14 protein-coding genes are annotated in these 13,401 nt (G+C 60.4%); 6 read left to right on the top strand and 8 right to left on the bottom strand.

Features of this window, described 5'->3' with window-relative positions:
• Positions 1 to 4: 4 nt before the first annotated feature.
• A complete protein-coding gene (gene cobS / locus ACO07N_RS05685; RefSeq protein WP_421980095.1) occupies positions 5 to 991 on the bottom strand; it encodes a cobaltochelatase subunit CobS in 987 nt (328 codons plus the stop codon).
• Positions 992 to 1,056: 65 nt separating this feature from the next.
• Positions 1,057 to 1,647: a DnaJ domain-containing protein gene (locus ACO07N_RS05690; RefSeq protein WP_421980096.1), complete on the bottom strand. Its 591-nt coding sequence runs from the start codon at positions 1,645 to 1,647 to the stop codon at positions 1,057 to 1,059.
• 121 nt (positions 1,648 to 1,768) lie between these two features.
• Between ACO07N_RS05690 and ACO07N_RS05695 the strand changes: the two genes are divergently transcribed.
• Together ACO07N_RS05695 and ACO07N_RS05700 are read left to right on the top strand one after the other, a co-directional pair.
• Positions 1,769 to 2,011, top strand: coding sequence for a hypothetical protein (locus ACO07N_RS05695; protein WP_421980097.1), 243 nt, complete (start codon positions 1,769 to 1,771; stop codon positions 2,009 to 2,011).
• A gap of 83 nt (positions 2,012 to 2,094) precedes the next feature.
• Positions 2,095 to 2,349: a BolA family protein gene (locus tag ACO07N_RS05700; protein WP_421980098.1), complete on the top strand. Its 255-nt coding sequence runs from the start codon at positions 2,095 to 2,097 to the stop codon at positions 2,347 to 2,349.
• Between the two features lie 77 nt (positions 2,350 to 2,426).
• On the opposite strand, the gene ACO07N_RS05705 is transcribed toward ACO07N_RS05700, so the two are convergent.
• The 3 genes from ACO07N_RS05705 to ACO07N_RS05715 are packed head-to-tail and all read right to left on the bottom strand — an operon-like array spanning position 2,427 to position 5,558.
• Positions 2,427 to 3,752 carry an HlyC/CorC family transporter gene (locus tag ACO07N_RS05705; protein WP_421980099.1) on the bottom strand — a complete coding sequence of 442 codons (1,326 nt, stop codon included), beginning with the start codon at positions 3,750 to 3,752 and terminating at the stop codon, positions 2,427 to 2,429.
• Positions 3,749 to 4,891: a 3-dehydroquinate synthase gene (gene aroB, locus ACO07N_RS05710; RefSeq protein ID WP_421980100.1), complete on the bottom strand. Its 1,143-nt coding sequence runs from the start codon at positions 4,889 to 4,891 to the stop codon at positions 3,749 to 3,751. Before aroB ends, ACO07N_RS05705 begins: the two co-directional genes overlap by 4 nt.
• Positions 4,892 to 4,910: 19 nt before the next feature.
• Positions 4,911 to 5,558: a shikimate kinase gene (locus ACO07N_RS05715; protein WP_421980101.1), complete on the bottom strand. Its 648-nt coding sequence runs from the start codon at positions 5,556 to 5,558 to the stop codon at positions 4,911 to 4,913.
• 129 nt (positions 5,559 to 5,687) lie between these two features.
• Between ACO07N_RS05715 and ACO07N_RS05720 the strand changes: the two genes are divergently transcribed.
• From ACO07N_RS05720 to ACO07N_RS05730, 3 genes are all read left to right on the top strand, one after another.
• Positions 5,688 to 5,831 (top strand): hypothetical protein, encoded by a 144-nt coding sequence (locus tag ACO07N_RS05720; RefSeq protein ID WP_319384484.1) that lies wholly within the window; start codon positions 5,688 to 5,690, stop codon positions 5,829 to 5,831.
• Positions 5,831 to 6,754, top strand: a complete 924-nt coding sequence (xerD, locus tag ACO07N_RS05725; RefSeq protein WP_421980102.1) for a site-specific tyrosine recombinase XerD — start codon at positions 5,831 to 5,833, stop codon at positions 6,752 to 6,754. The genes ACO07N_RS05720 and xerD overlap by 1 nt, the downstream gene beginning before the upstream one ends.
• Before the next feature lie 75 nt (positions 6,755 to 6,829).
• A complete protein-coding gene (locus ACO07N_RS05730; protein ID WP_421980103.1) occupies positions 6,830 to 8,461 on the top strand; it encodes an AMP-binding protein in 1,632 nt (543 codons plus the stop codon).
• Between the two features lie 8 nt (positions 8,462 to 8,469).
• Here ACO07N_RS05730 and ACO07N_RS05735 read toward each other — a convergent pair whose 3' ends face one another.
• Positions 8,470 to 9,600: a GNAT family N-acetyltransferase gene (locus tag ACO07N_RS05735; protein WP_421980104.1), complete on the bottom strand. Its 1,131-nt coding sequence runs from the start codon at positions 9,598 to 9,600 to the stop codon at positions 8,470 to 8,472.
• The gene (locus tag ACO07N_RS05740; protein ID WP_421980105.1) at positions 9,590 to 10,963 is read right to left on the bottom strand and encodes a lipopolysaccharide biosynthesis protein; all 1,374 of its coding nucleotides are present in this window, start codon (positions 10,961 to 10,963) and stop codon (positions 9,590 to 9,592) included. Before ACO07N_RS05740 ends, ACO07N_RS05735 begins: the two co-directional genes overlap by 11 nt.
• Positions 10,964 to 11,707: 744 nt before the next feature.
• Here ACO07N_RS05740 and ACO07N_RS05745 point away from each other — a divergent pair.
• Positions 11,708 to 12,400 (top strand): hypothetical protein, encoded by a 693-nt coding sequence (locus ACO07N_RS05745; protein WP_421980106.1) that lies wholly within the window; start codon positions 11,708 to 11,710, stop codon positions 12,398 to 12,400.
• A 421-nt stretch (positions 12,401 to 12,821) separates the two neighbouring features.
• Here ACO07N_RS05745 and ACO07N_RS05750 read toward each other — a convergent pair whose 3' ends face one another.
• Complete coding sequence (locus ACO07N_RS05750) at positions 12,822 to 13,388, bottom strand: TetR/AcrR family transcriptional regulator (protein ID WP_421980107.1); 567 nt, start codon at positions 13,386 to 13,388, stop codon at positions 12,822 to 12,824.
• Positions 13,389 to 13,401 lie beyond the last annotated feature (13 nt).

The raw sequence follows: 13,401 nt of genomic DNA on the forward strand, positions 1-13,401 counted from the left end.
ATCCTCAACTCATCACGACGTTGACGGAGGATTCCGGCAGGTCTTCGCCAAAGCAGCGCTGATAGAATTCAGCCACGAGCGACTGTTCCATGTCGTCGCACTTGTTGAGGAAGGTCAGACGGAAGGCAAAGCCGACATCGCCGAAGATTTCCGCGTTTTCGGCCCAGGTGATCACCGTACGCGGGCTCATGACCGTCGAAAGATCACCGTTGATGAACGCATTCCGGGTCATGTCGGCCAGACGCACCATCTTGGAGACCGTGTTCCGGCCTTCCTCGGTCTGGAAGTTCTTGGCCTTGGACAGAACGATATCGACCTCGTTGTCATGCGGCAGGTAGTTCAGTGTCGTCACGATCGACCAGCGGTCCATTTGGGCCTGGTTGATCTGCTGCGTGCCGTGGTAAAGCCCGGACGTGTCGCCAAGACCGACGGTGTTCGCCGTTGCGAACAGCCGGAAGGCGGCATGAGGCCGGATGACCCGGCTCTGGTCGAGCAAGGTCAGACGGCCCGACGATTCCAGGATGCGCTGGATCACGAACATTACGTCCGGCCGGCCGGCATCGTATTCGTCGAACACCAGGGCGACATTGTGCTGATAGGCCCAGGGCAGGATGCCGTCCTTGAACTCGGTGACCTGCTGTCCTTCCTTGATCACGATCGCGTCCTTGCCGACAAGGTCGATACGCGAGATGTGGCTGTCCAGGTTGACGCGGATACACGGCCAGTTCAGCCGCGCGGCGACCTGCTCGATATGCGTCGACTTGCCGGTGCCGTGATAGCCGGTGACCATGACGCGGCGGTTGTGCGCGAAGCCCGCAAGGATCGCAAGGGTAGTCGCCCGGTCGAACAGGTAGTCGTCGTCACGCTCCGGCACGTGTTCTGACGGCGTGGAGAATGCAGGCACCTTGAGGCTGGATTTGAATCCGAACACCTCTTCAACAGAAACCTCGGTGTCCGGCGTTGCCATAGCCGCAGTCGTCGTCTCAGTCATCAGTCCTCCGAAGTCCCGGATACCGGGATGGATCAATTGGAAATGGCCGGCAGGGAGCTACCGGCTTAAAGGAAACCAGCCTTTTTCAGAACGTTGTAGGCCTGGATGATCTCCCTCAATCGGTCTTCGGAAGATCGGTCACCGCCATTTGCGTCCGGATGATTCAGTTTTACAAGCTCCTTATAGCGCGCTTTTATTTCCGCGCCACGGGCTGTGTAAGGCAGATTGAGCACATCCAGGGACCGTTTTTCAAGCGTTAGTAGCTTTCTCTGGCGAGGTTGTCGCACCTGTTCGGCCCGCTGGCGGGCGCGGCCGCGCATCTGTGCCCGCGGATCGTAGCCGTCCGGCCCGTCTGCCGCCTGCTTGTTCACTCCCATTTTCCAGGTCGGCCGATGACCGGTCAGGCTGTCTTTCTGGTAGGAGCGGACATCCTCGTCACCCATCCCGACGAAATAATTGTAGGACTTGTTGTACTCTCTGACGTGATCGACGCAGAAGTTGAAATACTGCCCCTCCCGGTCACGCCCTTTCGGCGCCCGGTGCGGGCCGGGGCGCTTGCAGCCCGGATGGTCGCACACCGGATGCGTATCCTCCGCGGCGCGCTCCTTGTCCGGCTTCACCCGGATGCTGTCGAAAAGTTTTGAGTCAAGTTTCATGCGGTCGAATATCGAACTCTATCTGTTGGCGGGCAACCCGTCGGCTGTTGCATTTCCCCGGTGTCCAAAGCTAATTTCCGGCACCTTGAACTGGCCGAAGCTAGGGTCAGGACTCATTAACTTGGATGAATTGGTAGGGATGAATTTGTTCGGATACGAGGCGCAAAGCTGCTGGAAACCGTCCGGTTTCCAAAGATTTGCAACGATGTTGCCGGGCAAATTCACCCTATCCCTGCGGGACGCAAAAACGGCTTCGGTCTGCTGCGTCAAACCGCTCAACCGGGCAGGAAGCCCGCTTGTCGCGCTTTTCCTTGCAACTCATCGCCGTTTGCTGCGCCAATTCATCCAAATTAATGGGTCCTGACCCTAGACAGCCCGTAACTTTATCAGGCCTCGCGGAACCAGCAAAGACTTGACATTTCAAACTCTGACCACACGTTGAGCGACATGAGCACCAAAGACACGATCACCGCCAAGCTGACCCGCGCCTTTGCACCGGAATCCTTGAATGTAATCGACGAATCCGAACAACACCGGGGCCATGGCGGCTGGCGTGAAGGCGGCGAAACCCATTTCCGGGTTCAAATTGCCGCGAAGTCCTTCGACGGCATGAACCGTGTCGCCCAGCACAGGGCCATCAATGAGGCCCTGGCCGAAGAATTCGAAAACGGCGTTCACGCGCTCGCCATCGAGGTCCGCTGAGACGCTGTGCGGCACGCGCCGGCATCTCCTCCGGGTGGCTCATCACCTCAGTATCCCGACAAGATGAAAACCGGCTGCTACTGAACCGGCACCGTCGCCGGACGCTGCGGTTCAGCCGCCGTCATGCCCCTCGAAGCGCCGAGCGGCATGATGCGCAACCGCGTGATCCGGTTTTTCTCCCGCCTCAGGACGGTGAACCGGAACCCGTGGAAGGTGAAGATCTGGCGCTCTTCCGGGATCATCCTCGCTTCATGGATGACAAGCCCGGCAATGGTTGTTGCTTCGTCATCCGGCAGGCTCCAGTCAGCGGCACGGTTCAGGTCGCGGATCGGCACCGATCCGTCGACGATGACCGAACCGTCGGCCTGCGGGCGGAGCCCTTCCAGCTCAAGATCATGCTCGTCCGCAATCTCGCCGACAATCTCCTCCAGGATGTCTTCCAGCGTGACCAATCCCATCACCTCGCCATATTCGTCGACAACAAGCGCAAAGTGCGACTTGTGCCGCAGGAAGGCATTGAGCTGATCCTGAAGGCTTGTGGTGTCGGGAACAAACCAGGCCGGCGCCGCAATCTCGAGTATGTCGATCTTGGTTGTGTCGCCATCGGCCGCGTGCAGGGCGCGCAGCAGATCCTTCGCATGCAGGACGCCGACGAAATTGTCGCTTTCGCCGCGCCAGAGCGGCAGGCGTGTATAGGGCGCGGCCAGCGCCGCGTCGACCAGCTTCACCGGGTCCTCGTCCGCATTCAGTGCCAGCATGTTGGTCCGGTGCACCATGACGTCGGAAACCTCGAGTTCGGCAAGGTCGAGCAGACCGCCCAGGCGATCGCGCTCGCCCTTTTCCAGTCCGCCCTCGATATGCTGCAGGTCGACCGCGCCGCGCAGTTCGTCATGGGCCGACAGGATGAAGGCATCCGCGCCGACCTGAACGCCGAGAAACCGCAGGATGTGTCGGACGATCCATTCCACGCCGGCCACAACGGGACCGAACACGGCCACCACGACCCGCACGATCGGCGATACCGTGAGCGCGAAACGCTCCGGGTTCGAAATCGCCCAGGTCTTCGGCAGGACTTCCGCGAAAATGAGAACCAGCGCCGTCATGACCAGCGTCGCGATCGCAACACCGGCCTCCCCGAACAGCGTCAGGAACACGCTTGTCGCCAGGGCCGACGCAAGGATGTTGACCAGATTGTTTCCCAGTAGAAGCGCTCCGATGAGGCGTTCCCGGGATGCGATCAGCCGGCTGGCGACGCGCGCGCGCCAGTCGCCGGTCTTTTCCAGTTGATGAACGCGTGCCCTGGACGCCGCTGTCAACGCCGTCTCCGAGCCGGAAAAGAACCCCGACAGGAACAAGAGCACGAACACGGCTCCGATCGCGAGCCAAAGAGCTGTTTCCGTCATTGATCGAGTTTCTCCTTGAGAAATTCAGTGACGACAGCGGGATCAACGCCTTTTTCGACAAAGGCTTCTCCGATACCGCGTGTCAGAATGAAGGTCAGCGCACCTCGGCTGACCTTCTTGTCCTGGGCAATGATGTCCATGAATGTGTCCGCGCCCGGCAGCTGACCCGGAATATCCTGGATCCGGACCGGCAAGCCGACATCGCTCAGATGCGCGCGCACCCTTGTGACCGTTGCATCGTCAATGAGACCCAGCCGCGCTGAGAATTCGTGTGCCAGCATCATGCCGATCGAAACCCCTTCGCCGTGGACAAGCCGTTCGGTCTCATAGGCAACGGCAGCTTCCAGCGCATGGCCAAACGTGTGCCCCAGGTTGAGCAGCGCGCGCTTGCCGGCTTCGAACTCGTCCGCGGCAACGATATCGGCCTTGGCCTGGCAGGACCGGGCAACGGCTTCCTCCCGTTCCGGACCGCCTTCGAAGACACCCTTCCAGCTGGTTTCGAGCCAGTCGAAGAAGTCGGCGTCACCGAGCAGGCCGTATTTCGCAACCTCCGCATATCCGGCGCGGAAATCGCGCAGCGGCAACGTATCCAGCACCGCCGTGTCGGCCAGCACGAGTGAAGGCTGGTAAAAGGCCCCGATCAGGTTCTTGCCGTGCCGGGAATTGATGCCGGTCTTGCCGCCGACCGAACTGTCGACCTGCGCAAGCAGGGTCGTCGGCACCTGAACGAACGCCATGCCCCGCCGGGTCGCGGAGGCAACAAAGCCCGCGAGATCACCGGCAACACCGCCGCCCAGCGCGACGACGGCGTCCCCGCGTTCGAACCGTCCTGCCAGCACCTCGTCACAAAGCCGTTCGAACTGAGCGAAACACTTGGTGCTTTCTCCAGAGGGAACCGTATAGGCGCTATGGTCAAGTCCCGACGCACCCAGGCTTTGCGAGAAAGATGCCAGGTGGAGCCCTGCCACGGTTTCATCGGCAATGATCGCCAGCCTTGCCTTCGGCAGGATCGAGGCGATTTCCGAACCGGCCTCTTCGATCAGGCCGCGCCCGATCAGAATATCATAACTGCGTTCGCCGAGATCTACCCGCACCGTTGTCCGCTCGGATGGGGCCGTGGCCGCAATCGTGTCTGCCATTACGTTCTAAATCCAGATTTCAGGTGTTCGAGGTCTGCGGAGCCGAACCGTCCCCGCCTTGAAACAGGTAGTCGGCCATCGTGAGGATGATCTGGTCGACAACAGTATCATGCGGCACATCCTTGGATGTGACCGTCAGCGCGGCCTTTGCGTAGACGGGTTCACGTTCGGCGAGAAGATTGCGCATGGTTCCTTCGGGATCCGGTGTTTGCAGGAGCGGACGGGTCGCACGCCGCCGCACACGTGCCATCACGGTTTCAAAGTCGACCTTCAACCAGATTGAAAGCCCGTTCGCCGCGATCTCAGCGCGCGTCGTTTCGCTCATGAACGCGCCGCCGCCGGTCGCCAGAACCTGAGGTCCCTCGCTCAACAGCCTTGCGATCACCCTTTCTTCCCCGCTGCGAAAATAGGGCTCGCCATGTTCCGCGAATATTTCCGACACGGTCATGTTGGCTGCACGCTCGATTTCGGCATCGGCATCGACGAATTCAAGACCCAGGCGCGCGGCAAGCCGTTTTCCCACTGTCGACTTGCCACACCCCATGATGCCGACAAGCACGATCGAGCGGGTCCCGAGTGCGCCAAGGAGCCGGTCGATATCGATGGAGCTGATCGTGTCGTCTGCGGTCAACGCGGGCTGGCCTGCTGTCTGGTCTTTGTCATTCATGCAGCGTTGTACCACATTCGTTCGAAAAGACACGTGGCGGAACGCAGCCAGCGAATTTCTTTGTTTGGCTTGCGCAAATCGCTACGTTTTCGGAACATTCAGGTATTCGATTCGTCCCGGGAGACTGATGTGCCGACATTGACCCGCCTGCTGCTTGTGCTTGCCCTGCTCGGCGCGCTTGGCTATGGCGCGGTCTACGCCCTGGCAAACTTCGTGGATCCCCGCGAACGGGAGATCACGGTCAGGGTCAAGAAGGATGGCTTCGGACGCTGATGGCACAGGGCTTCGACATCGAGACCTTCCTGGAAATGCTCGCCGCCGAAAGGGGAGCTGCCGAAAACACGCTCGAAGGGTATCGGCGGGACCTGGAGGACTTTTCCGGTTTTCTCGGCCGCAGGGAGGTGACGGACGCTCAGGCGGACGACATCTCCGCCTACATGAGCGACCTCACCCGGCGGGGCTTCGCCGAGACATCACAGGCCCGGCGGTTGTCGGCGTTGAAACAGTTTTTCAAGTTTCTCTATGCCGAGGGCACACGCAAGGATGATCCGACCCGTACCCTGTCCTCGCCGAAGAAACGCGGCAGCCTTCCCAAGGTCTTGTCGGTTGAGCATGTCGACCGGCTCATAGAAACGGCCCGGTCTGAGACACTGAAACCCCAGCGCAGTGCCGCCGCCCGTCTCCGCGTGCACCGGATGTACACCCTGATAGAGGTGCTCTACGCCACGGGCTTGCGCGTTTCCGAACTGGTTGCCCTGCCCGTGAGCGCGGCGATGCGTGACGCGCGACTGATCGAGATCAGGGGCAAGGGGGGAAAGGAAAGACTGGTGCCGCTTTCTCACGCGGCCCAGCTGGCCATGAAGGACTATGTGGCGCTGCGCGCCGCGGAGGGCTCTTACGCAAACAGCCCGTGGCTGTTCCCTTCGCACGGGGACACAGGTCATCTGACCCGACAGCACTTCGCCCGGGAACTGAAGGCGCTTGCCCAAACGGCGGGACTCGATGTGGCGAAAATTTCACCGCACGTTTTGCGTCATGCTTTTGCATCGCACCTTCTTCAAAACGGTGCGGATCTGCGTGTCGTCCAGCAGCTTCTGGGTCATGCGGACATCTCTACAACACAGATTTATACACATGTTCTCGATGAGCGCCTGCGCGAGCTCTTGGAACACGCGCACCCGCTGGCGCAGCGTTGATCGCAGATCCTATTGCACTGCAACAAAGAGCGCCCTACACTCCGCTGCCTAAATTTTTTGCATCGGACGCAGACAATGCTTCAACCTGCCAGCGACTTTGAAGCGCTGAAATCCGGCTTCCGCTGGTCGCTGCCGGACACCTACAACATGGCGCACGCCGTGAGCGATGCCTGGGCGGCGCATGACCCGCAACGGCTGGCCATTCGTCACGTTCTGCCAACCGGCGAGGTTGAAGACTGGACACACCTGGAGCTGAACCGGTCGGCCAACCGCTTTGCCAACGCGCTACGCGGCCTTGGTGTTGAGCGGGGCGACCGGATCGCGTTGCTTCTGCCACAGGGTCCGGCAACCGCCATCGCGCATGTCGCCGCCTACAAGCTGGGCGCCATTGCCGTTCCTCTTGCCTCGCTCTTCGGGCGGGACGCGCTGGCCTACCGCCTCACCAATTCAGGCGCCAAGGTGATCGTGACCAACGGCAGCGGACTTAAAAAGCTCTCTCTCATCCGCGATGAGCTGACCGCGCTTCAACATGTCATATCCGTCGATGAACCGGCCCTGGACGCCAGATCCTTTGAGGCTCTCATGGGCGCGGCGCGTGACAGCTTCGACACCCTGCTCACGAAACCGGACGACCCGGCGCTCATGATCTACACGTCCGGCACAACCGGCCAGCCCAAGGGCGTTCTTCACGGTCACCGGGTGCTGCTTGGCCACATGCCGGGTATCGAGCTGTCGCAGAATTTTCTCGGGCAGGCGGGAGATCTCCTTTGGACGCCAGCCGACTGGGCCTGGGCCGGCGGATTGCTCAACGCCCTGTTTCCCGCATTGAAACTCGGTGTTCCGGTCGTGTCGCACGCCGCTCGGAAATTCGACCCCGAATTCGCGTTTCACCTGCTAGAGCAACAGCAGATCAGGAACGCCTTCATCCCGCCGACGGCGCTGAAAATGCTGCGGTCGGTCGAGAACCCCGCCGCACGATATGCGCTTCGGTGGCGCAGTGTCGGGTCCGCCGGCGAAGCGCTCGGGCGCGAGACCTATGACTGGTTCGCGCAGGAATTCGGAATTCCGGTCAACGAGTTTTACGGCCAGACGGAGTGCAATGCGGTCCTGGGGTCAGCCGCAAGCCTCGGCGTCACCCGTTCCGGCGCGATCGGAAAGGCGACGCCGGGACATGAGGTCGCCATCATAGATGACACCGGCGCGGTTCTGCCGGCCGAAAACCTTGGCCAGATCGCCATCAGGAGACCGGATCCGGTGATGTTCCTTGAATACTGGAACAACGCGGACGCGACGCGCGACAAGTTCATAGGTGACTGGATGGTGACCGGCGACCAGGGCGTGATGGACGAGGACGGCTATTTCCATTTCGTGGGACGCGACGACGACATCATAACCTCTGCGAGCTACCGCATCGGCCCCGGCGAGATCGAAGATTGCCTGATCAGGCATCCCGCCGTCGCACTTGCAGCAGCCGTCGGCAAACCCGATCCGCTGCGCACCGAGATCGTCAAGGCATTCGTCGTCCTGAAACCGGACGAACAGGACAACGACAGCCTTGCATCGGACATCCGTGATTTTGTCCGCGAACATCTTTCCGCGCATGAATATCCGCGGGAGATCGAATTCGTCAGCTCCTTGCCGATGACGACGACGGGAAAGGTCATTCGGCGCAAGCTCCGCGAAATGGCGCGCGCGGAAGCGTCCTGACTGCCGGGTCAGGACCTGACCTTTCTCCTGACATCCCGGGCCAGCCGCCGCAGCGACTGTTCAAGAGCCAGATCCGTGGCACAGAGCCTAGTCTTGAACGCGGCCATGGGACCCGCGGCCAACAACAACGTGCCGATTTCCAGGCGGCCCCGCCACAGCGGTTCGATCATGGAGTGTCCCGGGATCGCGAGCGAGTCCGCCAGCGTGAATTCAGGCATGGCCAGGTTCTCCTGGAACGTATGGAGGACCAGTTGCGCACCTGGCGAAAACCGGGAAAAGGCCTCGTCAAACGCGATCTTCCAGGCAAAGACATGGCCGCCATCCACCAGCAGCACGAGCGAGGCGATCAGCGTTTCTCCCACCCGCAGCTCGTCGATCCGGACGCGGCCGGCACGGGCCGCCCCGGTGACTGTTTCCCGTGCAAAAGCCGCCGTTTGCGATTGGCTGGCGAGCGCCGTGTTCTCGCGTCCCTTCCATCCCGATGCTTCAAGTTCGAGAAACTGTTCGAAACGGCTCGGCAGGGCCTTTTCCCCGATCGTTTCCAGAGTAACCGGACCTTCGTCTTCAAGACGGCGCAGAAGCCGCTTCATTTCCTTTCGGCGCTTGCCCTTGAAGGCTTCATCAAATTGGGCCTGCCCGTCCGGCCCGCCGTCGTGACAGGCCCGATGATGGCTTTCCGCAACGCGGACATCCGCACCATCGAGGCCCATCAGCATACGGGCCGCCCCTGAGGCAAGCGGCAGGTGCGGGAGCGCGAGGATCCCGGCCTTTCCGGCGGCGGTTTCGAAGAACCGCCTGGCATGAGAGGTGCCGGCGTCGGGGTGCAGCAACGGTGTGCCGACCGGGCCATACTCCGTCGTGAACAGGGTTGGAACCGGAACGAGAACACCGGCCGGACGGATCCGGATAGGTGCCGACATCAGCCACCGGCCCGTAAGACTGTCCCGCACGGCCAGCAGCTTCACGTTCCCGGGTCCCATGTGCCTGAGATAGGCGCGCAGGTAAACCGGACCGAAAAAGGGGTTCGGATCGACCGCGACATCGCTCAGGTCCTGCCAGGCCTCGAGCGGCAGGTCGTCTTGCAGGGGATCGAAGACGCATACCTCGAGCCCGGACACACCTGCGCTGTTAGCGAGCATCCGGCTGCCTCCGGCCGGCCAGCATCAGCGGCAGCACGAATGTTGTGACATGCAGTTTCCGCCGGGCGGTCATCGCAAGCGCGGTCGCTTCGAAAAAGATCGCACAGCTTGTGGCAATCGCCGCACCTGCCAGACCCATCAGGGGAATGAAAATCAGGTTGAGCACCACGTTGACGACAAATGTGGCCGCATAGATCCCGGCACAGGACGTCTGGTGGCCCGTCATCGAAAGGAGCGCATCTGCCGGACCGACGGACGCCCGTGCGAGCACGCCGATCATCAGGAGGGCGATGAGCGGATAGCCGTCTTCAAATCCGCTGCCGAAGAGACGCAACAGCAAAGGCGCGACAAGCAGGAGCGCGAGCCCCGCGCCCAGCGAAGGCCAGAATGTCCAGAGCGTCGCCTGCCGCGTATAGGCCGCCAGCCCGTCCCTGTCCTCGTTATGCTTGTAGCTGGAAAAGCGGTGCGCGGACGCGGCCCGCACCGCAAAATAGACGAAATGCACGAGCGCGAGCGTTCTGGAGGCTGCAAAATAGACTGCGACCTCGTCAGGGCTCTGAAAGAAGCTCACCATGATCACGTCTGCACTGGTGAGCAATTGCAGAAAGCCTTCCACCATCAGCATCGGCAGGGAAATGGTAAGCCATGTCTTCAGGTCGACCCTGGCCGGCCCTTTCGGCACCTTGCGCGGCAGCCTCGCTCTCAGATGAAAGTATTGATAGGCAGCAACAAGGGATGTCGCCGCGACCGCGACCATTGCCGCCGTCGTCGCCGTTGCAGGCATGCCGGTGACACTCACCCCGACCAGCAGGAACAGAATGGCCAGCGGGCGCCAGATATAGGTCGGCAGCATGGCAAGCGAAGGCCAGTCGTGACTGCGTGCGATCCCGTCCTGAACCAGCCCGAAGGCGAAGAACGGCAGCGCGAGAAACACGATCACGAGCGGCTCGACATAGGTTGGCGCGATCTTGGCGCTGAACAGATACACCCCGGCGATCGCAAGAGCGGCCGTCCCCACGCCGATCAGGAAGGCGACTTGCCGGCTGGCCGTCAGAAACCCGCGAAGGCCGTTGAGATCGTCGGCCTGCCGGTATTGCGGAATGAACCGGCTTGCCGATGTCGAGAACCCGCCACAGGCCATCACCCCGAGCACAATCACGAATGTCCAGGCAACCGAATAGATTCCGTAGTCATGCGCGCCGAGAAGGCGGGCCAGGACTATCTGTGACAGGAAGGCAAGTCCCGCGCCGGCCACCCGGACGGCAAAAGTGGAAACGGCCATGCGTCCCGCAGCCGCCTTTTCAGACGACCCGCGACCCGAGGCAGCCGCGATCTGATCGGCACCCTTCCCCAGGATTTGCATCCAGGGAGCGTCCTGAAAACGCTTTGTCCAGAAGTTGGCGGTCGATCGCACGTGGTGGGCCCTTGAGAATTTCTTTCCGTATTTTTGCCACAAGGGACTTAATTTTCCGTGGCTTTCGGGACTCGCCGGCCGAAGCGTTTTCACACCTGCGTGATGAATTTCCGGAATTCTGCCCAATCGGGAACTCGCCGCTTGCCGCGCCCGGTTCGGCTGATCTGCTTGTCGAACCGGCAGGTGTTGCCGTGATCGTGCCGCATACGGGCTGAACGCTACCGGGTCTCCGCCGGTTTTCGGTGTCCTTGCAATGCGTTAGCCAATCAAAACAGGCGTCAGGACGATCCCCGCTTGACAGAGCGGCAAAAACAGGAACAAATAGGGAACAAGCGAGTCGTCCGGCACCTGAATGTCACGTTGAGTGCGTCCGGTCCGAACTATTTTGAACCCGGTTGTCTTGCGGATTCAGAGGGTTGCCTCCCCTTCGATCCGCGTCTTGATCCGGTCCCTGCATCGCCGCCAAGCGCAGGGGCCGGATTTTTTCTTTTCAGCTCCGCCGCGGGCAGGTTCGCCGAAAAATTAACCATAACTTAAGACAATTCCCTCGATTCGCGCAGATCTGATTGCGCCACCGATAGAGAGATTTTATAGGATGAGAAGATTTTTTTATGTGTTCGACATACCGCCGCGAACACCCCATCGGAATTCGAAACAGATTTCGCTTCGTGGCGGTCAAAAAGGAAAACCATAATGCTTAAGGCAATCGCGATCGCGTCATGTGCCGGCGCTGCGCTCCTCACCGCCGGGTCTGCAAACGCCATGATCATCAATGGTGATTTCGAAGACGTCTCGACCCTCGACCCGGCCGGCCTTGTCAAGGGCAACCAGCTTTCCAATCTCGCCACGACCGGGTCTTCCTGGGATGTGTTCGACGAGATAACCGGTTGGAAAACCGCGAGCGGCGCCGGAATCGAAGTACAGACAAACCGCACGCTCGGCTCGATCGACGCGCATTCCGGTCAACACTACATCGAACTCGACAGCCATCCGCGCAGCAACTCCAATTCGTCCATGGAACAGGAGGTGTCGCTGAGTGCTGGTAGCTACGCGCTTTCCTTCTGGTACAGCCCACGCACCGGGAATGCCGACTCGAACAAGATCGACTTTTCGATCAGTGGCGGTCTTCTGTCTGGCTTCATCACCGGCCCGGATGCTTCGCTGGGGACGGCGGTCGGCGCCTGGACGCTGGTCAGGGCACTGTTTGAAGTTCAAAGCGCCGGAGACTACACACTGACATTCGCTGCAGCAGGAAAGCAGGATTCCTATGGCGGCTTCATTGACACGGTGAACATCACCGCGGTTCCGATCCCGGCGGCTGGGTTTTTGCTGCCCGCGGGTCTCGGACTGCTCGGCTATGCGTCCCGCCGCCGCAAGGCACGCTGATCCCTGACGACACGCAGTTCGACACAAAAAAATGCGGCCCCAGAGGCCGCATTTTTTTGATCATCCCCGGGTATCGCGCGCGGACAGCGCGGATGGCCGCGTCAGGCAAACTGGCGCCAGAACTGGTAGGACCGATCCAACCGGTTGAGCCTCTTGCTTTTTTCGGAGGGATCCAGATCTTTCCGGTCCAGTAGTATTTCAATTTCTTTTCTGAGTTCTTCCATATGTCTGTTTGCATATCTCAACATTTCAACATCCTCCACTCAGGGTGTTCTTCGATACACAAAAGGTGCTACTGAAAGAGGAGATATTCAAATTAAGTATTTTTAAGAAAACCGGTCAAATTATTAAGTTGTATTACTTTTTCCGGTTCAATTAATTGAACTGAACGCGTTGGATAACTCTGCGCGCGCAGTCGTCATCAGGCTTCGGCAAGCTTCGGCGCGAGATCGCCGAATACATCCGGCTGACCCCGGACCTTGGCAATCAGCATCGCGCCCTCAAGCTGAGCGAGAATGCGCAGGCTTTGCCTGGCCAGATCTGCTTCCGGAACGCCCGCGCCCCAGTCCGATGTCCGCAATCCGTCCACCAACCACGCACCTGTCCGGTCGAAGAAGGCTCTGGCTTCCGTCACCACGGCCTCCGGCAGCCCCGACGATTCCGCCGCCAGAATACCGCAAAGACACATCTGTCCGTCCTGACCCAGGGATCGAGCGAATTCGCCGTGCAGTCTCACGATCAGCGCCTCGGCCGACCTGGCCGGATGCGCCGGATCGCCCAACAAGTCGAGAAACCGTTCCGTGTATCTCCTTGCAACCCTGGCACCCAGATCAGCCTTGGTCGGAAAATAATAGTGCACGCTCGAACTCTTCACGCCCACGCCGGAAGCGATGTCCCGAAAACTGAAGCCGTTGTAGCCGTTCTGCCGGATAAGAGCTTCCGCAAGATCGAGGATTCTTTCTTCTGTATCTGCGGTTGATGCGGTCACGGATCTATCTCCT

The organism is Roseibium sp. (assembly GCF_965229775.1).
Classification (GTDB): Bacteria; Pseudomonadota; Alphaproteobacteria; order Rhizobiales; family Stappiaceae; genus Roseibium.

Coding starts and splice junctions, on each gene's coding strand:
- cobS (WP_421980095.1), bottom strand. CDS start 991: ATGACTGAGACGACGACTGCGGCTATGGCAACGCCGGACACCGAGGTT.
- ACO07N_RS05690 (WP_421980096.1), bottom strand. CDS start 1,647: ATGAAACTTGACTCAAAACTTTTCGACAGCATCCGGGTGAAGCCGGAC.
- ACO07N_RS05700 (WP_421980098.1), top strand. CDS start 2,095: ATGAGCACCAAAGACACGATCACCGCCAAGCTGACCCGCGCCTTTGCA.
- ACO07N_RS05705 (WP_421980099.1), bottom strand. CDS start 3,752: ATGACGGAAACAGCTCTTTGGCTCGCGATCGGAGCCGTGTTCGTGCTC.
- aroB (WP_421980100.1), bottom strand. CDS start 4,891: ATGGCAGACACGATTGCGGCCACGGCCCCATCCGAGCGGACAACGGTG.
- ACO07N_RS05715 (WP_421980101.1), bottom strand. CDS start 5,558: ATGAATGACAAAGACCAGACAGCAGGCCAGCCCGCGTTGACCGCAGAC.
- xerD (WP_421980102.1), top strand. CDS start 5,831: ATGGCACAGGGCTTCGACATCGAGACCTTCCTGGAAATGCTCGCCGCC.
- ACO07N_RS05730 (WP_421980103.1), top strand. CDS start 6,830: ATGCTTCAACCTGCCAGCGACTTTGAAGCGCTGAAATCCGGCTTCCGC.
- ACO07N_RS05735 (WP_421980104.1), bottom strand. CDS start 9,600: ATGCTCGCTAACAGCGCAGGTGTGTCCGGGCTCGAGGTATGCGTCTTC.
- ACO07N_RS05740 (WP_421980105.1), bottom strand. CDS start 10,963: ATGCAAATCCTGGGGAAGGGTGCCGATCAGATCGCGGCTGCCTCGGGT.
- ACO07N_RS05745 (WP_421980106.1), top strand. CDS start 11,708: ATGCTTAAGGCAATCGCGATCGCGTCATGTGCCGGCGCTGCGCTCCTC.